The organism is Shewanella gaetbuli, from assembly GCF_023284065.1.
Taxonomy (GTDB): domain Bacteria; phylum Pseudomonadota; class Gammaproteobacteria; order Enterobacterales; family Shewanellaceae; genus Shewanella; species Shewanella gaetbuli.
On record NZ_JAKIKP010000004.1, the window covers coordinates 232,436 to 258,912 of the forward strand.

The 26,477-nt window shown below is 40.7% G+C and carries 13 protein-coding genes; 11 read left to right on the forward strand and 2 right to left on the reverse strand.

The annotated features are described in order from the left end of the window. Positions 1–8 precede the first annotated feature (8 nt). The 5 genes from L2672_RS07935 (at position 9) to L2672_RS07955 (ending at position 10,239) form a co-directional block, all read left to right on the forward strand. Positions 9–1,529: a SpoVR family protein gene (locus L2672_RS07935; RefSeq protein WP_248995292.1), complete on the forward strand. Its 1,521-nt coding sequence runs from the start codon at positions 9–11 to the stop codon at positions 1,527–1,529. Positions 1,530–1,809: 280 nt separating this feature from the next. After that, positions 1,810–2,877, forward strand: coding sequence for an efflux RND transporter periplasmic adaptor subunit (locus L2672_RS07940; RefSeq protein WP_248995293.1), 1,068 nt, complete (start codon positions 1,810–1,812; stop codon positions 2,875–2,877). 12 nt (positions 2,878–2,889) lie between these two features. Then, the gene (locus L2672_RS07945; protein WP_248995294.1) at positions 2,890–6,228 is read left to right on the forward strand and encodes an efflux RND transporter permease subunit; all 3,339 of its coding nucleotides are present in this window, start codon (positions 2,890–2,892) and stop codon (positions 6,226–6,228) included. After that, a complete protein-coding gene (locus tag L2672_RS07950; RefSeq protein WP_248995295.1) occupies positions 6,225–9,302 on the forward strand; it encodes an efflux RND transporter permease subunit in 3,078 nt (1,025 codons plus the stop codon). The genes L2672_RS07945 and L2672_RS07950 overlap by 4 nt, the downstream gene beginning before the upstream one ends. 43 nt (positions 9,303–9,345) lie before the next feature. After that, positions 9,346–10,239, forward strand: a complete 894-nt coding sequence (locus L2672_RS07955; RefSeq protein WP_248995296.1) for an MBL fold metallo-hydrolase — start codon at positions 9,346–9,348, stop codon at positions 10,237–10,239. A gap of 104 nt (positions 10,240–10,343) precedes the next feature. On the opposite strand, the gene L2672_RS07960 is transcribed toward L2672_RS07955, so the two are convergent. Continuing rightward, on the reverse strand, positions 10,344–11,612 hold the full coding sequence (locus L2672_RS07960; protein WP_248995297.1) for a sugar MFS transporter: 1,269 nt from the start codon (positions 11,610–11,612) through the stop codon (positions 10,344–10,346). A 94-nt stretch (positions 11,613–11,706) separates the two neighbouring features. Then, positions 11,707–13,329 carry an alpha-glucosidase gene (locus L2672_RS07965; RefSeq protein WP_248995298.1) on the reverse strand — a complete coding sequence of 541 codons (1,623 nt, stop codon included), beginning with the start codon at positions 13,327–13,329 and terminating at the stop codon, positions 11,707–11,709. Positions 13,330–13,824: 495 nt separating this feature from the next. Here L2672_RS07965 and L2672_RS07970 point away from each other — a divergent pair, with 495 nt between their 5' ends. The 6 genes from L2672_RS07970 (at position 13,825) to L2672_RS07995 (ending at position 26,467) form a co-directional block, all read left to right on the forward strand. Continuing rightward, entirely contained in the window at positions 13,825–16,551 is a 2,727-nt protein-coding gene (locus L2672_RS07970; protein ID WP_248995299.1) for a TonB-dependent receptor, read from the forward strand. Between the two features lie 78 nt (positions 16,552–16,629). Beyond that, complete coding sequence (locus L2672_RS07975; RefSeq protein ID WP_248995300.1) at positions 16,630–18,153, forward strand: tryptophan halogenase family protein; 1,524 nt, start codon at positions 16,630–16,632, stop codon at positions 18,151–18,153. Further along, positions 18,153–20,072, forward strand: coding sequence for a glycoside hydrolase family 13 protein (locus tag L2672_RS07980; protein ID WP_420833140.1), 1,920 nt, complete (start codon positions 18,153–18,155; stop codon positions 20,070–20,072). The genes L2672_RS07975 and L2672_RS07980 overlap by 1 nt, the downstream gene beginning before the upstream one ends. A 33-nt stretch (positions 20,073–20,105) precedes the next feature. Continuing rightward, positions 20,106–22,043, forward strand: coding sequence for an alpha-amylase family protein (locus tag L2672_RS07985; protein ID WP_248995301.1), 1,938 nt, complete (start codon positions 20,106–20,108; stop codon positions 22,041–22,043). A gap of 378 nt (positions 22,044–22,421) precedes the next feature. Beyond that, positions 22,422–24,503 (forward strand): glycoside hydrolase family 97 protein, encoded by a 2,082-nt coding sequence (locus L2672_RS07990; protein ID WP_248995302.1) that lies wholly within the window; start codon positions 22,422–22,424, stop codon positions 24,501–24,503. A gap of 428 nt (positions 24,504–24,931) precedes the next feature. Beyond that, positions 24,932–26,467, forward strand: a complete 1,536-nt coding sequence (locus tag L2672_RS07995) for an MFS transporter (protein WP_248995303.1) — start codon at positions 24,932–24,934, stop codon at positions 26,465–26,467. Positions 26,468–26,477 lie beyond the last annotated feature (10 nt).

Sequence of the window (26,477 nt, forward strand, 5' to 3'; positions counted from 1 at the left end):
GAGTCACTATGGATAAAAAAACAACACCGTTAAGTGATGGTCCTGAATGGACATTTGAGCTGCTTGATCAATACCTAATAGAAATTGAAGCGGCCGCTAAACATTTCAAAATTGACGCATATCCAAATCAAATTGAAATTATTACTGCAGAACAGATGATGGATGCTTATGCGGGGATCGGTATGCCTATTGGTTATACCCATTGGTCATTTGGTAAACGTTTTATTGAAACTGAACAAGGATACCGCCGCGGACAAATGGGCTTAGCCTATGAAATTGTGATTAATTCAGACCCCTGTATTGCGTATTTAATGGAAGAAAATACCATCACTATGCAAGCGTTGGTGATGGCTCACGCCAGTTTTGGTCACAATAGTTTTTTCAAAAATAACTACTTATTTAAAACGTGGACCGATGCCAGTTCAATTATCGACTACCTTGTATTCGCCAAAAATTACATTCACAAATGTGAACTAAAATATGGTATTGAACAAGTAGAGTTAACTGTCGATTCTTGCCATGCACTAATGAATTACGGTGTTGATAGATATAAACGCCCTGCCGAAATCTCTTTTAGTGACGAACAGAACAGACAAGCAGAACGTGAGGCATATTTGCAAAGTCAGGTAAATGACCTGTGGCGTACCGTACCTAAAAGCATAAGTTCAGAAACGCAACAAAACAAACCAAACTTCCCCAGTGAACCCCAAGAAAATATTTTATATTTTATTGAAAAAAATGCGCCTCTTTTAGAGCCTTGGCAACGTGAAATTGTCAGAATTGTACGTAAAATGGCGCAATACTTTTACCCACAAAAACAAACCCAAGTGATGAATGAAGGCTGGGCAACGTTTTGGCATTACACCATATTGAACCGATTGTACGACACAGGTAAAGTCACTGATAGATTCATGTTAGAGTTTTTACAAAGCCACACGGCTGTGGTGGCACAACCCGCGTACAACAGCCCTTATTACAGCGGTATTAACCCTTATGCGCTAGGGTTTAATATGTTTGTTGATATTCGACGAATTTGTGAAAACCCAACCGAGGAAGATAAACTTTGGTTTCCTGATATTGCAGGCAGTGACTGGCTTACAACCGTGCACTTTGCCATGGAAAACTTTAAAGATGAAAGCTTTATAAGCCAGTATTTATCACCTAAAGTAATCAGAGACTTTAAACTTTTTGGCATCCTAGATGATGAAAAACAAAATCATTTACACGTTAGCGCAATTCACAATGAACAAGGTTACCAAGAAATACGCAATATCTTGTCGCAACAATACAATCTATCAAATTTAGAACCCAATATTCAGGTTCAAAAGGTTGATATTAACGGAGATCGCTCACTTACACTACGCTACACCCCACATAACAATATTCCCCTTGCAGACAATTTCAGCGAAGTGCTTAAGCATCTACATCGGTTATGGGGCTTTAAAGTGACCCTAGAGCAGTTAGACGAAAACGATAACATCGTCACTTTAGCCACCTGCCCTGAAACAAATAATAATGAACAGCCTTAATCCACAAAACTGTTTAACCACGGCATTAACGCAGCCACCAGCAATGTTTAGCTCACAACAGCATTAACCTCTGACTAAATTCAAGGTTAATGCTTTTGTAAATTTCACCAAATAATTAACAATCACACTACAAATTAATTAACTCCAACAATCCCCTTACACCCCAAAATGCTATAACCACCTGTTTATAAACAATATTAATAATTGGCATGATTTTAGCTTTACCTATGCCAAATTATAGATTGTTTCATTATTTGGTTTATATTCAAGGCAGGCACCCATGGACAGGTTCAAAAATATCAAACGCACCGCAGTAGCATTAAGCTGCATAACCATTTTATTTGGCTGTACCGCAGAAGAAGAACAACAACAAGAACAACAAGAATTTGCAGTTCCTGTTGAAACGACTAGGGTACAAACAGGAAACGTTTCCTCTTTTTACAGCACCACAGCAACTCTAGAAGCACCGTTAGAAGCACATGTTATGACGCGTGTATCAGGGTTAATTGAAACCATTAATGTAGAAGAAGGTGATCAAGTCACTAAAGGACAAGTGTTAGCTACCATTGATGCCAAAAGACAACAATATGATTTCAACCGTGCTCAAGCAGAAGTTCAAATTATCGAGCAAGAGCTTAATCGCCTGCGCAAAATGACCAATAAAGAATTTATTAGCCAAGATACTATGGCTAAATTAGAGTTCAATTTACAGGCTGCTATGGCTAAACGTGATCTGGCTGAGTTACAAGTTAAAGAAAGTCAAATTGTGTCCCCTATCGATGGCGTGGTTGCCAAACGACATGTTAAGCAAGGCAACATGGTGCAAGAGTTTGATAAATTATTCTATGTCCTCAATCAAGATGAACTTTACGGTATTGTTCACTTACCCGAGCAGCAATTACCTAACTTACAATTAGGTCAACATGCCAGTGTTATTCAAGCACAAACTAACGCCAATGAATTTGATGCCAGTGTATTAAGAATAAGCCCAATTGTAGATGCCCAATCAGGCACCTTTAAAGTGACCTTAAAAATTCCTAATCAAAACAAAAAGCTTAAAGCAGGTATGTTTACACGCGTAGAGCTGAAATACGACACCCACAATAATGTGGTAACCGTTCCTTACAACGCATTAATAAACCAAGACGACACCCAAGCTATTTATGTTATTGAAGATGACAAAGCTCAACGACGTGAAGTGCAAATAGGTTATCGCCAAAATAATACTGTTGAAGTGACATCAGGTGTGATTGAAGGCGAACAAATTGTTATTCGAGGCCAGCAAAACTTGAAAGATCAATCACTCGTTGAAGTGATTAACCCACTTAGTATTGCAGCAGTTCAATAACGGAGCACGTTCATGTCAATCATCAAAACTTCGGTCAACCGCCCTGTTGCGGTTTGGATGTTCATGCTTGCTGTAATGATATTTGGGCTTGTTGGTTTCAGCCGTCTAGCAGTAATGTTATTACCTGATTTAAGCTACCCAAGTGTAACCATTAGAACTAATTACGATGGTGCTGCGCCCGTTGAAATTGAGCAGTTAATCTCTAAACCCATTGAAGAGGCGGTAGGTGTAGTAAAAGGGTTACGTAAAATTAGCTCTATCTCTCGTTCAGGTTTGTCAGATGTGGTATTAGAATTTGAATGGGGAACTGACATGGACATGGCCAGCCTTGAAGTCCGTGAAAAATTAGACACTATCGAGCTACCACTCGACATTAATAAACCCTTGTTACTTCGATTTAACCCCAATTTAGACCCAATAATGCGCTTAGCCTACTCGGTTCCACAGGCGTCAGATAAAAACCTCAAAAATATGCGTACTTTTGCTGAAGAAGAGCTTAAAAGACGATTAGAAGCGCTAAGTGGTGTTGCCGCGGTAAGGCTGTCTGGTGGTTTAGAGCAAGAAGTCCATATTCTGCTAAATCAGCAAAAGTTGTCTCAACTTAATCTCAATGCAGACGATATTAAACAACGCATAAATCAAGAAAACATTAACCTCTCTGCGGGTAAAGTCATTCAAAGTGATAAAGAGTATTTAGTCCGTACATTGAATCAATTTAATTCACTTCAAGAGCTTGAAAACATCATTATTTATCGTGACGGGCAAACCTTAGTCAGACTCAACGAAGTGGCTGAGATTCGTGATGCATTTAAGGAACGTACTGATATAACAAGGATTGGTCAAACTGAATCTATTGAGCTGGCAATTTATAAAGAAGGAGATGCTAACACCGTTAGTGTTGCACAAAAATTGCAAGCAGAGATAGATAAAATCAATCAAGCTGATGAGAGTAATCAACTCAGTGTGATTTACAACCAATCAGAGTTTATTGAAAGCGCGGTTAATGAAGTCACCTCTGCAGCATTGATTGGCAGTATTTTTGCCATGATTGTGATTTATCTATTCTTAAAAAATATTGTCGCCACATTAATTATTTCTATTTCAATCCCGTTTTCAGTTATTGCGACATTCAACATGATGTATTTTGCCCAAATCAGCCTAAACATTATGTCTCTTGGCGGTATCGCATTAGCCATCGGGCTGTTAGTCGACAATGCCATTGTGGTGCTAGAAAACATTGACCGTTATCAAGCACAAGGCATGTCTAAAAAGCAAGCCGCCATCGCAGGTTGCCAAGAAGTCTCTGGAGCCATATTTGCCTCTACGCTAACAACTTTAGCGGTGTTTGTGCCACTGGTTTTTGTTGATGGTATAGCAGGCGCTCTATTTGCCGATCAAGCATTAACAGTGACATTCGCCCTACTGGCATCTTTATTTGTGGCCTTAACAGCCATTCCAATGCTGGCATCAAGAAAAGGATTCACCCCTGTTACTACAACCAACAATCAAACTGACTCTAATAACAATTCAAACATTGCTGACGAGAGTGCTAATGTTAGTGTGGTAACAAAATCTAAACTCGCCAAATTGGGCAGTATTATATTAGCTGTCATTAGTTGGCCATTTAAATTGGTGTTTCAATATCTCCCCGCTGCGTTACTTACCGTAGCAGTAACATTAGTACGATTTTTCAGTTGGTTAATTGGCTTAGTCACCCGGCCTTTAGCCCAAGGGTTTAATTTTATTTATGAGGTGATAGCCAAAGTTTACGCTGCCTTATTACCTAAGGTATTAGCAAAAAAAGCCTTAACCTTAGTTGTTGCTTTACTTATTACCGTAGGTGCAGCAAGTGTTATTCCTAAGCTAGGCATGGAGCTTATCCCCACAATGAATCAAGGTGAGTTTTATGTTGAAGTATTACTGCCACCAGGCACAGAGGTTAGCCAAACAGACCGCGTATTAAACCAACTAGCATTGTCATTAAGTGAAAATACCGATGTAAAACATACTTTCAGCCAAGCAGGCAGTGGTGGATTAATGACATCAGATACCGCGCGTGGCGGTGAGAACTGGGGACGTCTACAAGTAGTACTTGCCAACCCACAAGCTTTTAACTCTGTCACCAGTGTTATCCGCAGCCAAGCTAAATTGATCCCAGAGCTCGATACCAATATTAAACAGCCTGAATTGTTTAGTTTTAAAACCCCACTTGAAATTGAGCTTGCTGGGTATGATCTTAAGTCATTAAAACAAACTGCCGAGTCACTAGTCGATGCATTGGGAGAATCTAGCCGATTTACCGATATCAATAGTAGTTTGCGTGATGGTCAACCTGAAATCAGTATTGAGTTTAATCATGCAAGGCTTGCCGCACTTGGGCTAGATGCGCCAACAGTTGCAACCCGAATTGCCCAACGCGTTGGCGGTACAATTGCTAGCCAGTACACCGTGCGCGATAGAAAAATTGATATTATTGTACGTAGTGATATAGCTGAACGTGACCAAGTTAGCGATATTAATAACTTGATTATTAATCCCAACAGCGCAGCCCCCATTCCGCTGAGTGCAGTTGCCAATATTCATCTACAAGTTGGGCCTTCTGCTATTAATAGAGTCAGCCAGCAGCGAGTAGCCATTGTATCAGCTAACTTAGGGTACGGTGACTTGGCAGATGCGGTAACTGAAGCCAAACAGATTTTAGCGCAACAACAAATCCCCACCTCGATTAATGCCAATTTTGGCGGCCAAAATGAAGAAATGGAACATTCATTTAACTCATTAAAAATTGCCTTAGTACTAGCCATATTTTTAGTCTATCTAGTTATGGCCAGTCAGTTCGAGTCATTACTACACCCATTATTAATACTAATTGCCGTCCCCATGGCTGTCGCTGGCAGTATATTAGGCTTATACATCACTAACACTCATATCAGTGTGGTGGTATTTATTGGTTTGATCATGTTAGCGGGTATTGTGGTGAATAATGCCATTGTACTCGTCGACCGAATCAATCAGTTACGTAAACAAGGGCTTAACAAGATGCAAGCAATTATTGATTCTGCTGAGTCACGTTTACGTCCAATCTTAATGACCACTTTAACCACAACCTTAGGGTTATTACCTATGGCTATTGGCATGGGCGATGGTAGTGAGGTTCGCGCTCCCATGGCGATAACGGTGATCTTCGGTCTACTATTATCAACCTTGTTAACCTTATTCGTTATTCCATGTTTGTATGCATTATTCGATAGAAAAGATTATTCCAAACAAAATGACTCAACCCCAAGCAAATTGAGCAAAAGTGACACAACGTCTACCACTCATCATTCAACATCAGAGGTAGCACAATGAGTATCACTAAACTGGCGTTAAAGCGCCCTGTTACCACCAGCATGTTTTTTGTGGCCATTATGCTATTTGGCTTAGCCGCTAGCCGGTTATTACCGCTAGAAATGTTTCCTGGCATAGATATTCCGCAGATAATGGTTCAAGTGCCCTATAAAGGCTCAAGCCCTGCGGAAGTCGAGCGCGACATTACTAAGGTACTGGAAGAAGCTTTAGCAACAATGAGCGGCATAGAAGAAGTCCACTCTGACTCAACCCAAGATGGTGCCTTCATTCGCCTTAATATGAAATGGGGACAAGATGTTGCCACCAAAAGCCTAGAAGCCCGTGAGAAAATTGATTCAGTTAGACACTTGTTACCTAAAGATGTCGAGCGAGTGATGATTCAACAGTTTTCAACAGCTGATATGCCGGTGTTAACAATACGTATTTCTAGCGAGCGCGAATTATCTAATGCTTTTGATCTGTTAGATAAACAACTTAGAAAACCACTTGAGCGTGTTGATGGTGTCTCTAAGGTCACTTTATATGGGGTAGAACAAAAACAAATCGACATCAGAATTAATGCCGATAAGTTGATCGCTTCAGGTATCAGCAATCAACGCCTACAAAGCTTATTGTTAGCGCAAAACTTTGTCATTAACGCTGGTAGTTTACGTAATCAAGGTAAGATATATCAGGTTACTCCTAAAGGTGAGTTCACCAATTTAGATGATATTAAGTCATTACAACTTCAACCGGGTATTACTTTAGGCGATATAGCTCAAGTTAAGTTTGCCCTACCAGAAAAACAAGAAGGACGTCATTTAGACCAAAAATACGCCGTGGGTATTGATGTTTTTAAAGAGTCTGGTGCCAACTTAGTCGCAGTGTCTGATCGAGTCATGGCGGTAATAGAAAAAACCAAGCAAGATAAGCAGTTTAACGGCGTTAAGCTATTTATCATGGAAGATCAGGCTTTTGGTGTTAAGTCATCACTGCAAGATTTATTACTGTCTGGTTTACTGGGCGCCCTACTTTCATTTGGTGTGTTGTATCTATTTTTACGCAATTTAAAAATGACTTTAGTTGTAGTGTCGTCTGTGCCTATTTCACTGTGTATGACCTTAGCGGGAATGTACTTCCTGGGCTACAGTCTTAATATTTTATCTATGATGGGGTTATTACTCGCCGTTGGAATGTTAATTGATAACGCGGTGGTGGTTACCGAAAGCGTATTGCAACAAAAGCAAGCTGGCAATAATGGGACAACTCCCTCACTAAGTAACCAACAAGCTGTGCTTACTGGAGTAGAAAAAGTCGCTTTAGCGGTATTAGCGGGCACCATGACCACCGCTATCGTATTTTTACCGAATATTTTTGGCGTAAAAGTGCAATTAACGATCTTTTTAGAACATGTTGCAGTGGCTATCTGTATTTCATTAGCGGCATCATTATTAGTGGCTAAAACCTTAATTCCACTTATGTTGAACACCTTTGACTTTGATATTGATACTAAGCCTAAAAGCAATAAGTTGAATCAGTTCTATCAATCAAGTTTAGCGTGGATACTACATCGTCCTAAGCGCTCTGGGGTTATAGCTATTTTATTATTAGTATCAACCGCTTTACCACTTTCAATGGTTCAACAAGATCAAGGTGACGGTGAAGGTAACGATCGCTTATACATTAATTACCAGTTAGAGGGGCGTCATGCACTGCAAGTCACCAAAGCGGTAATTACAAAAATGGAAGATTATCTTTATGCCAACAAAGAAAAATTCTACATTGATGCGGTTTATAGTTACTACTCACCTCAAGATGTGCAATCGACCATTATTCTGCAAAAAGATATTGATATCGACACCGCAGAATTAAAACGCATGATCCGTGAAGGCTTTCCCAAATATTCCATTGCCACACCGCAATTTGGTTGGGGTGGTGATAATAATGGCATTAGGTTAACCCTCACTGGGCGTTCAACGTCTGAATTAATACGTATCAGTGAGCAAGTGGTTCCTTTATTAAACAGCATTGAAGGTCTGGTTGATGTGCGTTCTGAGGTTAACAGCGCACAACAAGAGGTGTTAGTCGTTATAGACCGAGATATGGCCGCTAGACTGGATATTAAACTGAGCGACGTCGCGTCAAGCATAGCACTTGCGTTAAGAGGTACACCTCTGCGTTCATTCAGACACGACCCATCAGGTGAATTACGCATTGAGATGGCTTATGACAAAGACTGGCAATATTCATTAGAACGCTTAAAGCAATTGCCTATCGTCAGAAAGTCCGATCAGGTTTATACACTTGATAATCTTGCTCAAATTAACATTGTGCCAAGGTTTGATGCTATTCGTCATTTTAACCGCCAAACAGCACTTTCCATTGGTGCGAATTTAGATGACATGACAACAGAAGAGGCGCAAAAAGCGATAAACCGAGTTATGGAGTCAGTTAATTTTCCGTTTGGTTATCAATATTCATTGCGAGGCGGATTTGAGCGACAAGATGAAGATCAAAATATCATGGCGGTTAATATGCTACTGGCAATCATGATGATTTACATCGTCATGGCAGCATTATTTGAGTCACTGTTACTGCCTACAGCCATTATCACTTCTATTCTCTATTCTATAACGGGGGTGTTTTGGGCTTTATGGATAACCGCAACGCCAATGTCAGTTATGGCAATGATAGGGATCCTTATCTTAATGGGCATCGTAGTAAACAACGGCATTGTGTTAGTTGACCAAATTAACCAAATGACACCCAAGCTAGATAAACTGTCTGACACCATTTTATCGGTTTGTATAACCCGGTTAAGACCGGTGTTAATGACAGTGGCGACTACTGTATTAGGTTTAGTACCTCTGGCTTTAGGTGACACACAAATTGGCGGAGGTGGACCACCTTACTCACCAATGGCTATCGCCATTATTGGTGGGCTATTATTTTCAACCGTAACCAGTTTGTACCTTGTCCCTTTATGTTATCAAGGCTTATATAGAATGAGACATAATAGTGCAGTAAGATTTGGCTTAGCTAATGAATTTGCTAAAAAATTGCTACCTTGGACATTATCGTCTAAAACTAATTAGTATCCCTGTAATTTGACTAAAAATATAAGATAAGAAGGATCGAATGGTTTTCAAACAACACCAAATTAATTACAAATTAGTTAAACGAACCGCTATTACTACTGTGCTGTCTGGACTGTTATTTAGCTCAGCGGTAACAGCCAATGATGATAGATTTAAAGACGTCACCATTACCTCAACCCAATTGACTGAGAACACCTATATGTTTAGCGGTTCTGGGGGCAATATAGGTGTATCGGCTGGCAGTGACGGTATATTGATTATTGACGATCAATTTGCACCTCTGGCAGATAAAATTACCGCTAAGCTCAATACTATACAAGCCGGAGTGCCTAAGTACATTGTCAACACCCATTACCACGGTGATCATACTGGCGGCAATGCTCACTTCGGTCAGCATGGCACCATATTAGCCCACCATAATGTGCTTAAACGTTTATCGGCCAATGCTGATACACCAGCATCTGCACTGCCTGTAATTACCTATTCAAAAAATATCTCGATTCATTTTAATCAAGACACCTTAGAGCTGATTCACTTAGGCCCAGGTCATACAGACGGTGACAGTGTGGTGCATTGGCAACAAGCTAACGTGATTCATATGGGCGATTTATTTTTTAAAGATCGTTTCCCTTATGTTGATTTAAAAGGTGGCGGTTCTGTTATGGGTTATCGAGACAATGTGTCAGCAATATTAGACTTAATTAATGATGACACCAAAGTCATTCCAGGCCATGGTGATCTAGCCAACAAATCAGAATTGCTGAAGTTCAAACATATGCTTGATGACAATATTAATTGGATGAGAGCTGAAAAAGAGCAAAATAAGTCTCTGGAAGAGATTCTAAAAGCGGGCGTACCTGCCAAATATAAAGACTGGGGCTGGCGTTTTATAACTGAAGAAAAATGGATTAACACTCTGTATCAAGATCTATAACTTTGATTAATCCATTACAATAATAAAAACGGCGATAACTTAGGTTATCGCCGTTTTTGTGCAAACTCATTAAGGTGTATTAGACATCTTACATATAAGACATCTTACATTTTTGAGCCTTTAGCCCCATAGAATAAAATAAAGCCATAACACACAACCGGTAACATAAATGACATTTGCAAACCTATAGAGTCAGCAAATAACCCTTGAATTAACGGTAAAATTGCCCCACCTACAATAGCTAAACACAAAATGCCTGAGCCCTGCGACGTGTGAGGACCAAGATCACGTAATGCCAAACTAAAGATAGTTGGAAACATAATTGAGTTAAATAAACCCACCGCTAAAATAGACCACATAGCCACCATCCCGTCTGTATTAATCGCAATTAACACTAACAATGCAGCCATTGTCGCGTTAAATGCCAACACAGTACCCGCTGGAACTTTTTGCATCACTGCAGAGCCAATAAAGCGCCCTACCATGGCACCACCCCAATAATAAGCAATGTAGTTAGCGGCTTCAGCTTCGGGTAAACCAGCAATATGCGCCTCACCTAAAAAGTTAACCAAAAAACTGCCTATGGCAACTTCAGCACCCACATAAACAAAAATTCCAACAGCACCTAACACTAAGTGCAAAGACTGCATTGCACTGGTTTTGCCATTATGGGTAACAGCACCACCAGCCTCTGTTGGCTCTGCATGTTCAGTAATAGTAGGTAATGATAACTTAGCGAAAATAGCCGCCAGTAATGCCAGCATTCCCGCTAATAACAAGTATGGCAGTTTAACCACTTCAGCTTCAGCCTGTGCATGGCTTAACTCTGCAGTCGCACCACTGGCAACAGATAAAATCAACACCGCACCAAAAAATGGTGCAACGGTTGTGCCTAACGCATTAAATGCTTGAGTTAAATTTAAACGGCTTGATGCAGTTTCGCTGCTACCTAATGCATTAACATAAGGATTAGCCGCTACCTGTAGGATAGTAATGCCAGAGGCAAGTACAAATAATGCCCCCAAAAATAAACCATAAACGGCCAACGCTGCGGCTGGATAAAACAGTAAACAGCCAATACTGGCAATTACTAGTCCGGTCACGATCCCTTTTTGGTAGCCTAGTTTTTTGACTAATTTACCCGCAGGTAAAGACACCAGAAAATAAGCACCAAAGAAACAAAACTGAATCAGCATAGCTTCAGCGTAACTTAATGAAAATACCGCTTTAAGATGTGGAATCAGAATATCGTTTAAGCAGGTAATAAACCCCCACATAAAGAATAATGAAGTTAACGATACTAGCGCAAAGCGGTAACTGCCGTTACCTCCACTAGATACTGTATTTGCCCCGGTTGAAATGGTTGAAGCCATATTTAAGCTCTCTTTATAGTTGTAATAACCCTACTGCTTTATAGGCAGCAGATAATAAAAACGCCAATAATAAAATTATTGGCGTTATATAAAACTAGTTAACTTGTGCATAAAAGCTAGCAAACGGAGCAAGGGTCACTTTACCATCACTCAACGTGCCACTAAGCAGGCCATGATCTTCATAAACCTTGCCTAACTCTTTTCCGTGTAAAACAAACTGTGCAGGCTTATCAGTAAAATTGAATAGTGCTAACATTTTACTAGTGCCTTCTTGGCGCACAAAAGCTAAAACAGCGGCATCTGAGTCAATAAACTCAATATCACCATTAATCAGCACACTATGATTTTTACGCCATGCTAAAAAGTGACGAAAACTATTCAAGGTGGATTGGTTATCTTGCTCTTGTATATCAACCGCTTTATTAATATGACTTTGTGGCACAGGCAACCAAGGTTTATTATCGCTGAAACCAGCATTTATTGAATTACTGCTCCACGGCATAGGTGTTCTACAGCCATCACGACCTTTAAACATTGGCCAGAACGCAATGCCGAAAGGATCTTGCAATTGTTCATATTCAATTGTCGCTTCTTCTAGCCCAAGTTCTTCACCTTGATAACTGCAAATACTGCCCCTTAGTGAGAACAACATTGCGTTAAGCATTTTAACTAAATTGGGATCGCTTATACCTTTACCCCATCGACTGGCAACACGCTGAACATCGTGGTTACCAATGGCCCAACAAGGCCAACCATCACCAATGCTCGCTTCAAGTTCTTCAACGGTTTGTCTAATATAAGCAGGGCTAAAATCGTCAGTAAGTAACTCAAAGCTATATGCCATATGTAAACGGTCATCGCCCTGAGTATATTCAGCCATTGTCGCCAGCGAGTCTTCTGACGACACTTCGCCCAGAGTTACCGCGCCAGGATAACGGTTAATCAAAGCTCGTAGGTCTTCAATAAACCCTACCGTTTGCGGACGAGTATTATTGTAATAATGGTATTGATAAGCATACGGGTTATCTTCACTAAACCCTCGCCCTTGACGTTGATCTTTTGGTTTTGCGGGGTTATCGCGTAATTGTTCATCGTGATAACAGAAGGTAATTGCATCAAGCCTAAAACCATCAACGCCTTTTTTCAGCCAAAACTCGACATTATCAAGCACTGCCTGACGTAACTCATCGCAGTGGAAATTCAAATCAGGCTGGCTTTTAAGGAAGTTATGTAGATAGTACTGTTGACGACGTGGCTCCCATTCCCAAGCACAACCACCAAAAATAGCTAACCAGTTGTTAGGCGCGCTGCCATCATCTTTAGGATCAGCCCAAACATACCAATCTGCTTTTGGGTTATCACGGCTTTGGCGACTCTCTTCAAACCAAGCATGTTGATCTGATGTATGGCTTAGCACTTGGTCAATAATAATTTTGATATTAAGTTTATGTGCTTTAGCTATCAGCACATCAAAATCTTCCATCGAACCAAACATAGGGTCAATGGCAAGATAGTCGCTAATATCATAACCAAAGTCTTTCATTGGTGATTTAAAGAAAGGCGAAATCCATATAGCATCGACATTTAAACTGGCAATATAGTCAAGTTTGCTGATGATACCTTGTAAATCACCCACCCCATCATTGTTCGAATCCATCAAACTGCGTGGATATACTTGGTAAATAATACCGCCGCGCCACCAGGTTACCTGACCCATTTTATTCCCTCTAAATTATGACCAACCATTGAGCATCGAATAAATGTTAACCACCTTTTACAGTAACTTAACATGTCATGGCTGTTTTATTGTTATAGCGAGGATACGTGATTAGGGAAATCAGGTTCAATACATCTGCATACGTATGCATAAGCCTTATTTGAAAAGCACTTGAACTCATTCAAAGAAATAGACTTTAAATACAATGATTTAATGAAAAAGCCCAAAGGTCGACACTTGTTAAATAATTGTCATAAACGGGGTTTTTCAACCGCAACTGGCTTTTGAATACGTATGCATAATATTGTAGAGAAAACAAAGCAAGGAGTAGTATCGCAACTGTTCCACAACAATTTAGCAATAACCTCCACGCTTTTGCAGTCATTTAAAGCCGTTGAGGTATTACAAAATAAGACTGAAATAAAAAATCAAAAGGACTGCTAATACTTGATTCTGGACATATCAAGCAAAGCATTCAAAAAAGGGGAAAGATGAATGTTGTTATTTAAACCGAGCCTACTTTCATTAGCATTAGCAGCAGCTGGGGCAAGCGTTAGCGCTTATGCTGCTGATGAAGTTGATACTACTGCCACTGCCGATGAAAATATTGAAGTTATTCAAGTCACCGGTATTCGCCGTAGTTTACAAGAGTCACAATCTTTAAAAATGTCATCATCTTCAATTGTTGAAGCTATTTCAGCTGAAGATATTGGTAAATTACCAGATGTTTCAATTGCAGAGTCATTAGCCCGTTTACCTGGTGTTTCTGCACAACGTTTAGATGGCCGTGCCAACGTAATTTCTATTCGTGGTATGGGCCCAGACTTTACAACCGCTACTTTAAATGGTCGTGAACAGGCTTCTGTCAATGACAACCGTGGTGTTGAATTTGACCAATACCCTTCTGAGCTATTAAACCGTGTTGTTGTATACAAAACACCCGATGCTACCGTTATGGCACAAGCCATTGGTGGTACAGTTGATATGCAAACAATCAGCCCATTAACCCATGGCGAACAAACGTTTGCTGTTGGCGTTCGTGGTGAAATGAACGACCTTGGCGCATTAAACGCAGGCTCTTCAGACTCAGGCTACCGCGGCAGTATTTCTTATATTGATCAATTTGCTGACGACACTATTGGTATCGCTTTAGGTTATGCCCGTATGATGTCTCCTAACCAAGAAGAGCGCTGGCAAGCATGGGGTTACCCTGAAGATTCAGCAGGTAACAGTGTATTAGGTGGTGCTAAGCCGTTTGTGCGTTCTAGTGAATTAGAGCGTGATGGTGTATTAGCCGTATTTGAATATGCACCTAATGACTTTTACCAAACAAAAGTTGACTTATATTATTCAAAATTCACCGACGACCAACGCTTACGCGGTATTGAAATCCCAGCCGCTTGGGGCGCTAATGGCGGTGTTGAGGCCACTAAAATTGAAAATGGTTTAGTCACTGAGGGCGTGATTCGCGGTGCAGAAGTTGTGGTACGTAACGACGTCAACAAACGTGATGCAGAATCATTATCAGTAGGTTGGAACAACAAGTTCCAAATTAATGATAACTGGAATGTAGAAGCTGATATCGGTTTATCTAAAGCTGAACGTACTGACATTGGTATGGAAAGCTACAGTGGTACAGGCCGTGGAACAGGTGTTGGTGCGGTTGATGACCTAGGCTTCAAATACAACGGTGACGGTAGCTATAACTTCACCCACAACCTAGATTATTCTGATCCAAATGTGATCAAATTAGGTGATCCACTAGGCTGGGGTAGCCCAATTGATGCTAACACTCAAGATGGTTTCATTAACAAGCCTGAAATTGAAGATGAGCTAAAATCTTTCCGCTTAGCAGCTGAATATGTATTTGATTCAAGCGCAATTCGTAGCATCAAGTTTGGTGTTAACTACACTGAGCGTGAAAAAACTAAGTTAGATAAAGGTTACTTCTTAACCCTTAAAGGTTACGACGGTAGTGATCCTAACTATGTTATGACCGTTCCAGAGCAATATATCCTAGGAGCAACATCGTTAGACTTCTTTGGTATGGGCAACGTGCTAAGTTATGACTCATTAGCTTTCTACAATGATGGTAACTACATTGAAACTGACGTTGCTGACGTAGATGCTAGCCGTGCCGTTAACTCATGGGATGTATCAGAAGACGTTACTACCGCTTTTGTTATGGCGACACTTGATACCGACGTTTATGATATTCCATTAACAGGTAACTTTGGTATTCAAGCGGTTCAAACAGACCAAAGCTCTAATGGTACTGCGTCTACTTTAGAAAATGGCCAGTTAGTGACTAATGCTAACTTCGACAGCGCATCGTATACAGAATGGTTGCCCAGCTTCAACTTAGGTTTTGAAGTTGCAGAAAGCCAAATACTACGTGTTTCTGCTGCCCGTACGTTAACTCGTTCACGTATGGACCAAATGAACGCAAACATTGGTTATAACTACGAAGAAAACCCAACTACCGGTGTTAACTGGACAGGTAATGCAGGTAACACGCAATTACGTCCATGGTTAGCACGCCAGTATGATATTAGCTATGAAAACTACTTCAGCGATCAAGGTTACTTTGCCCTAGCCGTTTTCTATAAAGACTTAGAAAACTATACCTATAAGCAAACTTCTTTCATTGACTTCACTGATATTGTGCCACCACAAAACCCAACTGATAACCCAATTGGTAGCTTTGAGCAATGGCAAAATGGTCAAGGCGGTTATGTACAAGGTATTGAAGCTTCATTCTCAATGGACTTCGGTATGTGGGCTAGTGTGTTAGAAGGCTTTGGTACTGTATTAAGTGGTTCATATAACGAAAGTGAAGTGAAAGAAACTGCTGACAGCGAGCCAACAACCTTACCAGGTCTTTCTGAGAAAACATTCAACGCCACTGTTTACTATGAAAACTCAGGCTTTGAAGCGCGCGTTAGCTCACGCTACCGTAGCGATTTCTTAGGTGAAGTAACCGCTATCAGCTTAACTCGTCAAAATGTTAATGTTAAAGCTGAAACGGTTGTTGATGCACAAATTGGTTATGACTTCAGCGAAAGCGGTATTGATGCACTATATGGTTTATCAGTATTATTCCAAGTTAATAACCTAACAAATGAGCCATTTACCTCTTATACCGGTGATGACGCTCGCCATGTTCGCGACTACCAAAACTATGGTCGTAACTTCATGCTAGGTGCTAACTACAAGTTCTAAACTTGGGAACCATCCCTCAGTGATGTCCCCTGTAAATAGCCCCTGTTCACCAGGGGCTTTTTTCTATCAGAGGTTGGTATGAATAATAAAATTAATAAGATTGTTATTGTTGGAGGTGGTTCATCAGGTTGGATGACCGCCGCAATGCTAGCAAAACTATACCCTTCTCAACTGCATATAACCTTGGTTGAATCTGACGCCATAGGCACCATAGGCGTAGGTGAAGCCACGATTCCACCACTGCAAATTTTTAATAACGTGTTGGGCATTAGCGAACAAGACTTTATTAACCAAACACAAGCCACCATTAAACTCGGTATTCAATTTGAACATTGGGCAAATAAGCAAGACAGCTACATGCATGCTTTTGGCGATATTGGCAAAAGTATCGGCTATACCAGCTTTCACCACTATTGGTTAGCAGACAAACCTGTTGATCCACAATCGTTATGGCAATACTCATTTAATTACCAAGCAGCTATCGCCGGTAAGTTTGAACCTAAACCGCGTATTCATAATAATCAGTTATCGGGATTAACTCACGCCTATCATTTTGATGCTGGCCTGTACGCGCAATTACTACAACAGTATTGCCAACAAAAACAAGTCACTCGCATAGAAGGCAAAATAACGGATGTCACCCTAACCAATAATGGTGATATTCAAGCGGTGATATTACAAAATGGCCAAAGATTAGGTGCGGATCTATTTATAGATTGCTCAGGCTTTAGTGCTTTATTGATAGGGAAAGCGTTAGCCGTAGGTTATGAAAGCTATAAGCAATGGCTTAAATGTGACAGCGCATGGGCAGTCCCTAGCGCCCTACCCACCGATGAATTAAACTCATCAAAAATAGCAAATACAATTCCTTATACGCGTTCTATCGCCCATGAATTTGGCTGGCAATGGCTGATTCCGCTACAGCACAGAACAGGTAATGGCATCGTTTTTTCTAGTGAATATATTTCAAAAGAAAATGCTAAACAGGCATTACTAGCCAACTTAGATGGCGAACCTCTAGCCGAGCCTAAGCTAATACAGTTCACCCCCGGTCGACGTGTAAAGCAATGGCATAAAAACTGTGTTGCCATTGGCTTGTCATCTGGCTTTTTAGAACCACTAGAGTCCACCAGCTTACATTTAGTGCAAACTGCCATCATTCGTTTAACCAAATTAATGCCCAACATGCGCATTACACAGGTGGCAATTGATGAGTACAATCGGCAATCCAAACTTGAGTTTGAACAAATTCGAGATTTTATCATCCTCCACTATCACCTTAATCAGCGCACTGAACCACTTTGGCAATATTGCCAAACCATGGACATTCCAGCCTCGTTAAAACAAAAGATTCAATTATTTGCTGAAACTGGCAATTTATTCCGTGAACAAGACGAACTGTTTACCCAAGATGCTTGGCTTCAAGTATTAATTGGCCAAGGTGTAACGCCAAAAGACTATAACCCACTAGCCAATTGCATTAGTGAGCAAGACAGGCAGGAGTTTTTAACAAACCTAAAAGCCATATATCAGCATTATTTAGCGCCATTAAGTACCCATCAAGACTTTCTAAAGACAACAACTCATCACAAGGAAGCGTAATGACTATATTTAATCCTTATAAAAAAACCGCACTTGCGACAGTAGCAATAAGCTTATTAGCCGCTTGTTTCTCACCTGCAACAATGAGTGCCAATGCCGTAAACCTCACCGCAGAACCGCAATTCTGGTGGGCGGGTATGCACAACAGTCAGTTACAGATTTTGGTTTATGGCCAAGGTATACGCGATCAAAAAGTCACATTAACAAACGCTAACAACATCAAACTTGTTAGCGTTGAGCAAACCGATAGTCAAAACCATCTTTTTATTAATCTTGATTTAGCACAAGCCAGCCCACAAACTATCAAGCTTAATTTTACCCAGGCTAACGGACAAACAAGCCAAATAGATTATCAAATCAAACCCCGTGATACAGGCTCAAGTGATCGACAGGGTTTTAGTAATAAAGACGTAATTTATTTAATTACCCCAGATCGTTTTGTTAACGGCGACACCAGTAACGATAATCACCCAGATATGCTTGAAACAGTAGATCGTGCCAACGACGGTGGTCGCCACGGTGGTGACATTATGGGAATTCGTAAAGCACTGCCCTATTTGCAGGACTTAGGTGTTACCCAACTATGGATTAATCCGCTTTTAGAGAACAACCAGCAACATTATTCTTACCATGGTTACTCAACCACTAACTTTTACAAAATTGACCCTCGCTTTGGCAGTAATGAAGAATATAAAGCGCTGGTAGATGAGGCGAAAAACTATGGCATTGGTATTATTAAAGATGTCATTGTGAATCACTTTGGTTCAGGCCATCAGTGGATGGCAGATTTTCCTTCATCTACTTGGGTTAATGGTCAACAAGCTTGGCAGCAAAATCCTAAAGATATTCTGTTTACTACACACCGTCGAACTACGGTTCAAGACCCTTATACCAGTAACATAGACACCAAAGAATTTGCCCAAGGTTGGTTTACCGACACCATGCCTGATATGAATCAAGTTGATCCGTTAATGGCTACATATCTGATTCAAAATAGCATTTGGTGGATAGAATACGCTGGTTTAAGCGGCATTCGCGAGGACACGTACTCTTACGCGAATAAAACCTTTTTAACCCATTGGTCTAAAGCCATTATGGATGAATACCCCAATTTCAATATTGTTGGTGAAGAATGGACATCTAACCCAATTACAGTCAGTTATTGGCAAGCGGGTAAACAGAATAATGATGGCTATGTATCATATACCCCTAGCATGATGGATTTCCCATTATATGAAACATTAATCTCTAGCCTCACCGAAAAAGAAAAAATGGGGTCAGGGTTAATTAATTTATATGAAATGCTAGCCAACGATGTTGTTTATGCTGATCCCACCCAACTGGTGCTATTTGAAGGTAACCATGACACTAACCGCCTATATAGCTTGTTAAATGAAGACTTAGCATTATATAAAATGGCTATGGCCTATGTATTAACCAGTAATCGTATACCGCAAATTTTTTATGGCACTGAAGTGCTAATGACCAGCCCGACAAAAGATCGCAATGACGGTGCGGTTAGAGCAGACTTCCCTGGCGGTTGGCCAAATGACCAAGTGAATGTGTTCAATCAACAAGGGGTAACAAAGCGACAAAAACAGGCGTTAGCGTTTACCAAATCTTTACTGAACTTCCGTAAAACTTCCACGGCGATTACCGAGGGCGCTTTAACCCACTACGTTCCTAAAGACGGTGTTTATGTCCAGTTTAGACAATCTGACAACCAGCAGTTAATGGTCATTTATAACAAGAACGACCAACCCAAAGAGTTGGATCTTAATCGATTCAAGCAATCATTAGCCAATGGCACAAATATTAATACCAAGGCTGTAGACGTGATCACCTCCGCTGAATATCAGTTAAAAGATACACTTAACTTAAAGCAGAAAGGCGTGTTGATTTTAAATATTTCGCAGTAAGTAAACAATTTAGCAACTAGGTAACCAACAATAATGAATATCAAATTACCCAGCAGAAGCTTATTAGCCGCCACCATTAGCGCCAGTGTTTTAGTGGCAGCTTGTGGCTCAGATGGCCAACCAACTGCAAAAGCTCAAGCATCTGTTAACCATGAAGTAAAATCACAACCTGCCTCACAGCAAGAAAAGGCGGTGGTGTACCAAGTATTCACCCGCTTATATGGTAATACTCAAACTGCCAATGTCCCATGGGGAACCATAGATCAAAATGGTATTGGCAAGTTTAGTGACTTTACCGACACCGCTTTACAAGACATTAAGTCGTTGGGGGTTAGCCATATTTGGTATACCGGTGTGCCGCATCATGCGGTAATTAATGACTACACTGAATATGGTATTAGTCATGATGATCCTGACGTAGTAAAAGGTCGCGCCGGATCGCCCTATGCGGTTAAAGACTATTACAATGTTAACCCTGATTTAGCCGACAACCCAGCTAATCGTTTAGCCGAATTTGAATCACTCATTGCCCGTACTCATAAACACGGCATGCGAGTGTTAATCGATATTGTGCCAAATCATGTTGCCCGCAATTATCAATCTTTATCTGCACCTGAAGGCATTAGCGATTTTGGTGCCAATGACGATACCAGCGTGGTTTATGCTAAAAACAATAATTTTTATTATGTGATTGGTGAAGATTTCAAAGTACCTAACGCTACCAATGGGTATCAACCGTTGGGTGGAGAATCAAACCCATTAAGTGATGGTAAGTTTGCTGAATCCCCTGCTAAATGGACAGGTAACGGCTCGCGCCTTGCTCAACCAGATGCTAATGACTGGTACGAAACCGTTAAAATAAACTATGGTGTTAAACCAGACGGCAGCTATGACTTCCCCACTTTACCGGCAGACTTTGCCAACAAAGACGTTCAAACTCATTATGAGTTTTGGCAACAACAAGCCGCAACAGATATTCCTGATTCATGGAAAAAGTTTCAACAAATCACCCAGTATTGGTTAGCAAAAGGTGTCGACGGTTTCCGTTACGACATGGCTGAAATGGTGCCGGTTGAGTTTTGGAGTTATTTAAATAGTCACATAAAACACACTAACCCGCAGGCATTTCTGTTAGCAGAGGTTTATAACCCAGCGTTATTTAGAGACTATATTCACTTAGGCAAAATGGATTACCTTTACGATAAGGTAGATTTATACGACACCTTAAAAGATATTATTCGCGACAAACAATCGACTGCTGAAATTGCTAAAGTTCAGCAGCAAGTTAGCGATATTGAATCTCACATGCTGCATTTTCTTGAAAACCATGATGAACAACGTATTAACACCGCTGACTTTGCCGGTTCTGCAGAAGCTGGGTTGCCTGCCATGGTGGTATCAACCTTAATTAGCCGATCACCAACACTTATATATTTTGGGCAAGACGTCGGCGAGCCAGCTGTTGAAAATGCCGGTTTCGGTCAAGCCACTCGAACCAGTATATTTGATTATATTGGCGTACCAGCCCATCAACGCTGGATGAATGGTGGCAAATTCGACGGTGGACAATCCACCCCAGCCGAAAAGCAATTGAGGCATTATTACCAACAATTATTAAACTTAAGCCATACTGAGCCAGCTTTATTAGGTAATTACGCTGAGTTAGACACTGTACAACGTGAAAATAACGTCGCAGGTTACGACAACAAAGTATTTGCTTTCAGCCGCTACAATGAGCAACAACGCATGCTGGTGGTCAGTAATTTTGATAAAACTCAGCCAAAGCGTTTTGAGTTACTGATTCCAAAAACATTGCTTGAGGCGTGGCAATATGACAGTAAGCAACATCAATTCTTCAATGATAAGCTCAGTCAAACTCAGATGGTATATAGCATAGAAACCCAAGAAGACGGCAGTGCGCGCTTAGCAATATCTCTCGCACCACTGCAATCAATGGTGTTAGTTAACTAACCCGCTATCTCACCATTTAACTAATCAGTTAATTAACTCATTTAAAGCCCCAATAACGTGTTTAACGCTTCTGGGGCTTTTCTCTGTTGTATCGTTATGTTGCGGTAAAACATCATAAAATGCGTTGAATACGTATGCATTACTTTGAGGCTGACCATTAAATGCCCGTATATTATACCAATCGTGATAAATAATTGCTCACCCAAGCTTGTTAAAACACTCGATAACAGCGTTAGGTTTTTTGATTGTAGAATAACTACTTATCGAAAAAACCTGCCTTGCTATCAAGTATTTTTCCTACGCTAATTATGATCACTTACTTATCGTGATTGGTATTATTCCAGCATAACAATTCAAAATAATAACAAAGGGATTTTCATGAGCCACAACCATTTACAAACCTATTTCACTCAACCTAATAAGGTCGCCCTAGCCTGTGCGATCGGATTGGCAAGTATAGCAATATCGCCATCTATCATGGCTAAAACCGTGCAAGTGTCATCACCCGACAACAAGATTAATATTTTTGTGACTGATGATAATGGTAAAGCCGAATATTACGTGACCTATAACAACGAAACCGTAATCAATAACAGTCGATTAGGCATTGTTTTTAACCAAGTTGGGGAATTGGGTGAAGGGTTAAAAATTACCGATACCAAACGTAATCAGGTCAACAGCCAATGGCAACAACCTTGGGGCGAACGTGAAACAATAACCGATCAGCATAAGGCATTAACCACACATTTTAGTAACGGTAACATCAATATTGATGTTGAATTTAAAGCCTTTAATGACGGTATAGGTTTTCGCTACATAGTGCCAAAACAAACCAGTTTACAAGCCCACCCTCAACTTGATATCACCAAAGAGTTAACCGAGTTCGCCATACCAGATGCCCACAACACCACGGCATGGTGGATTCCGGGGCGTGGTTGGAATAGATATGAATACTTGTACCAAACCACCTCTTTGAACAAAGTGGATCGGGCTCATACTCCATTCACCATGAAATTAGCCACAGGAACCCATTTAAGTATTCACGAAGCTGCATTAACTAATTATGCCGCAATGGTAATTGACCAACGTCGAGACGGCACATTACGCGCCGACCTAACCCCTTGGTCAGATGGCATATTAGTTAAAACTCAACCAGGGTTTCATACCCCATGGCGTACTATTCAAATAGGTTCAAAAGCCACTGACCTCCTTAACTCTGACTTAATATTAAACCTCAATGAACCCAATAAACTTGGCGATGTATCTTGGGTTAAACCAGGTAAATACATTGGTATTTGGTGGGCAATGCATGTAAATGAAAAAACCTGGGGCTCAGGCGAAAAACACGGCGCAACCACTGAAGAAACGAAACGCTATATGGACTTCGCCGCTAAATATAACTTTGACGGCGTATTAGTTGAAGGCTGGAACGAGGGTTGGGATGGCAGCTGGTTCCATAATGGCGACGTATTTAGTTTTACTCAACCATATGCTGATTTTGATATTGATGCTGTAAGTCGCTACGGAAAAAGCAAAGGCGTTAGACTTATTGGCCATCATGAAACATCAGGTTCGGTCACCAATTACCGAAATCAAATGAGTGCTGCCTATGACTTGTACCAACAGCATAACGTTAGCCAAATTAAAACCGGCTATGTAGCAGATGGCGGAGACATTAAACGCGTAGATGAAAACGGTATTACTCGCCATGAATGGCATGACGGCCAGTTTATGGTCAACGAATACCTTCATAGCGTTAAAGAAGCGGCTAAACGTGGCATTAGTATAAACACTCACGAGCCTGTAAAAGACACAGGCTTACGTCGTACCTACCCCAACTGGATTTCACGTGAAGGAGCACGAGGCCAAGAGTTTAATGCTTGGGGAACACCACCTAATAATCCGGAACACACGGCAATTTTACCTTATACCCGTATGTTATCAGGGCCAATGGACTTTACTCCGGGCATATTTAACCTTGCCCCAGAAGGATTAGACGCTGTTAACCGTGTGCAAACGACGTTAATGAAGCAATTAGCTTTATATGTAGTGTTATACAGCCCAATTCAAATGGCGGCTGATCTCCCTCGCAACTATGTTGAACGCTTAGATGCTTTCCAGTTTATTTTAGATGTGCCGACAGACTGGAGTGAGTCCATAGCCTTAGACGGTGAAGTGGGTGAATTTGTGGTTTTTGCCCGTAAAGATCGCCACAGCGAAAATTGGTATTTAGGTGGTTTAACTAACCAAGACGCCAGAGATGTAACCGTAAAACTCGACTTTTTAGATGCCGACAAACGTTATATTGCACAAATCTACCGTGACGGTGACAAAGCGAATTGGCAAACTAATCCATATGACTACGTTATTGAGCAACAAACTGTAACCTCACAAGATAAACTTATGTTAAAAATGGCTACCAGCGGTGGTGTGGCCATTAAATTTAAAGAGATTAAATAACAACAAGTTAATGCAATATGTTTTCAAGATTTCGCCAAAGCACCAATGTGACGGAAATGTATGTATCAAGTTGCTGCAAAATCATGAATACGTATGTATTGAGTTGTGCAAATAGCGGCTCCGAGGCTACTATAAAACCTGCTAATTTCACTCTCTGCTTGTGGAGATGATAAAGGCTAGGTCGTTTCTGATACTGAACACTCAGTGCCAAGTATCAGCTTTGTAGTACCTCGATTAACTTTATTTGGTGGCGTGTTTGCCGAATAAGGATATTAGGTCATTGGCGAATATCCGTCTTAGGGAGATGTATATTCGCCATTTTTTTATCTAAAGGAACAACAAAGCAATAAAACGCGCTTTATGCCAATCACAATAAGTAAGTGATGAGTTATTTATTTCGATTGGTATTACATCACTAAGGAAGATACATGTCGGCAAATAATCAAAATCAACAAAGCCAACCGCAACTCAATTTTTGGCAAATTTTCAATATGTGTTTCGGCTTTTTAGGCATCCAATTTGGTTTCGCCCTACAAAACGCCAATGTCAGTCGTATATTTCAAACCTTAGGTGCCGATATTGAAGAAATTCCAATTCTTTGGATTGCAGCACCACTGACCGGTTTAATCGTTCAACCCATTATTGGTTACCTAAGTGACAACACTTGGAATCGCTTAGGTCGACGCCGCCCTTACTTTCTCATCGGCGCTATTTTCACTACGTTATCATTATTTATCATGCCGCACTCTCCTACTCTGTGGATTGCAGCAGGTATGTTATGGATCATGGATGCGTCGATTAATATTGCCATGGAGCCATTTCGTGCTTTTGTAGGTGACAACTTGCCTCAAAATCAGCGTACTCAAGGCTATGCCATGCAGAGCTTTTTTATTGGTGTCGGTGCGGTAATCGCTTCAGCTCTGCCTTATATGCTGACTAATTATTTTGACGTGGCCAATACCGCCCCAGCAGGCGAAATTGCCGATTCTGTGCGTTATGCATTTTATTTTGGTGGTGCGGTATTATTTTTAGCCGTTGGCTGGACAGTCATTTCCAGTAAAGAATACTCACCTGAACAACTGGCTGCATTTCATCAACAAGAAAGCCAGCAAAACACAGAAACTTCAACCCATAATCGCAGCGCAAAACAATATCGTAATGGTGCAATATTATGGATGTTAATTGGTGCTATATTTACCGCGGCAATCTTTAGCCAAGATTTAGATAAGCAGCTGTATATTCTTAGTTTAGGTATCTTTGCCTTTGGGCCATTACAGCTATTATGCTCTATCAAATTAACCAATAACCCAACTGAACGTTCAAGCTTAGGGCTAACCTTTAATGTGGTTGATGATTTATTTCACATGCCTAAAGCCATGCGTCAATTAGCTGTAGTACAGTTTTTTGCTTGGTTTGCGTTATTTGCCATGTGGATATACACCACCGCAGCAGTAACCTCTCATCACTACGGCACCACAGATGTAGTAACTCAAGCTTATAACGATGGTGCCGACTGGGTGGGAATGTTATTTGCTTCATATAATGGTTTTGCCGCCATTGCAGCCATAATCATCCCGTTTTTAGCCAAATTAGTCGGCATTAAACTAACCCACACCATTAATATGTTTATTGGTGGTTTAGGTTTGATCAGTTTCTACTTCATTCAAGATCCCAGCATGCTATGGCTACCCATGATTGGTGTCGGTTTTGCCTGGGCATCTATACTTTCAGTGCCTTATGCCATGCTTTCAGGGGTTTTACCGCCACATAAAATGGGCGTGTATATGGGAATATTTAACTTCTTCATTGTTATTCCACAGCTATTGGCTGCCAGTATTTTAGGCTTATTGCTTAAGGTATTTTTCAACGGCGAAGCCATATACGCACTTATGCTGGGAGGCTTATTTATGATGCTTTCTGGTATCGCGGTGTTGTTTGTTGAGCAAAATAAACAAACTCAGTAATAAAACGTTA

What these genes read in the sequence shown, in the direction of transcription:
- L2672_RS07935 (WP_248995292.1), top strand. Translation starts at nt 9, where the DNA reads ATGGATAAAAAAACAACACCGTTAAGTGATGGTCCTGAATGGACATTT.
- L2672_RS07940 (WP_248995293.1), top strand. Translation starts at nt 1,810, where the DNA reads ATGGACAGGTTCAAAAATATCAAACGCACCGCAGTAGCATTAAGCTGC.
- L2672_RS07945 (WP_248995294.1), top strand. Translation starts at nt 2,890, where the DNA reads ATGTCAATCATCAAAACTTCGGTCAACCGCCCTGTTGCGGTTTGGATG.
- L2672_RS07950 (WP_248995295.1), top strand. Translation starts at nt 6,225, where the DNA reads ATGAGTATCACTAAACTGGCGTTAAAGCGCCCTGTTACCACCAGCATG.
- L2672_RS07955 (WP_248995296.1), top strand. Translation starts at nt 9,346, where the DNA reads ATGGTTTTCAAACAACACCAAATTAATTACAAATTAGTTAAACGAACC.
- L2672_RS07960 (WP_248995297.1), bottom strand. Translation starts at nt 11,612, where the DNA reads ATGGCTTCAACCATTTCAACCGGGGCAAATACAGTATCTAGTGGAGGT.
- L2672_RS07965 (WP_248995298.1), bottom strand. Translation starts at nt 13,329, where the DNA reads ATGGGTCAGGTAACCTGGTGGCGCGGCGGTATTATTTACCAAGTATAT.
- L2672_RS07970 (WP_248995299.1), top strand. Translation starts at nt 13,825, where the DNA reads ATGTTGTTATTTAAACCGAGCCTACTTTCATTAGCATTAGCAGCAGCT.
- L2672_RS07975 (WP_248995300.1), top strand. Translation starts at nt 16,630, where the DNA reads ATGAATAATAAAATTAATAAGATTGTTATTGTTGGAGGTGGTTCATCA.
- L2672_RS07980 (WP_420833140.1), top strand. Translation starts at nt 18,153, where the DNA reads ATGACTATATTTAATCCTTATAAAAAAACCGCACTTGCGACAGTAGCA.
- L2672_RS07985 (WP_248995301.1), top strand. Translation starts at nt 20,106, where the DNA reads ATGAATATCAAATTACCCAGCAGAAGCTTATTAGCCGCCACCATTAGC.
- L2672_RS07990 (WP_248995302.1), top strand. Translation starts at nt 22,422, where the DNA reads ATGAGCCACAACCATTTACAAACCTATTTCACTCAACCTAATAAGGTC.
- L2672_RS07995 (WP_248995303.1), top strand. Translation starts at nt 24,932, where the DNA reads ATGTCGGCAAATAATCAAAATCAACAAAGCCAACCGCAACTCAATTTT.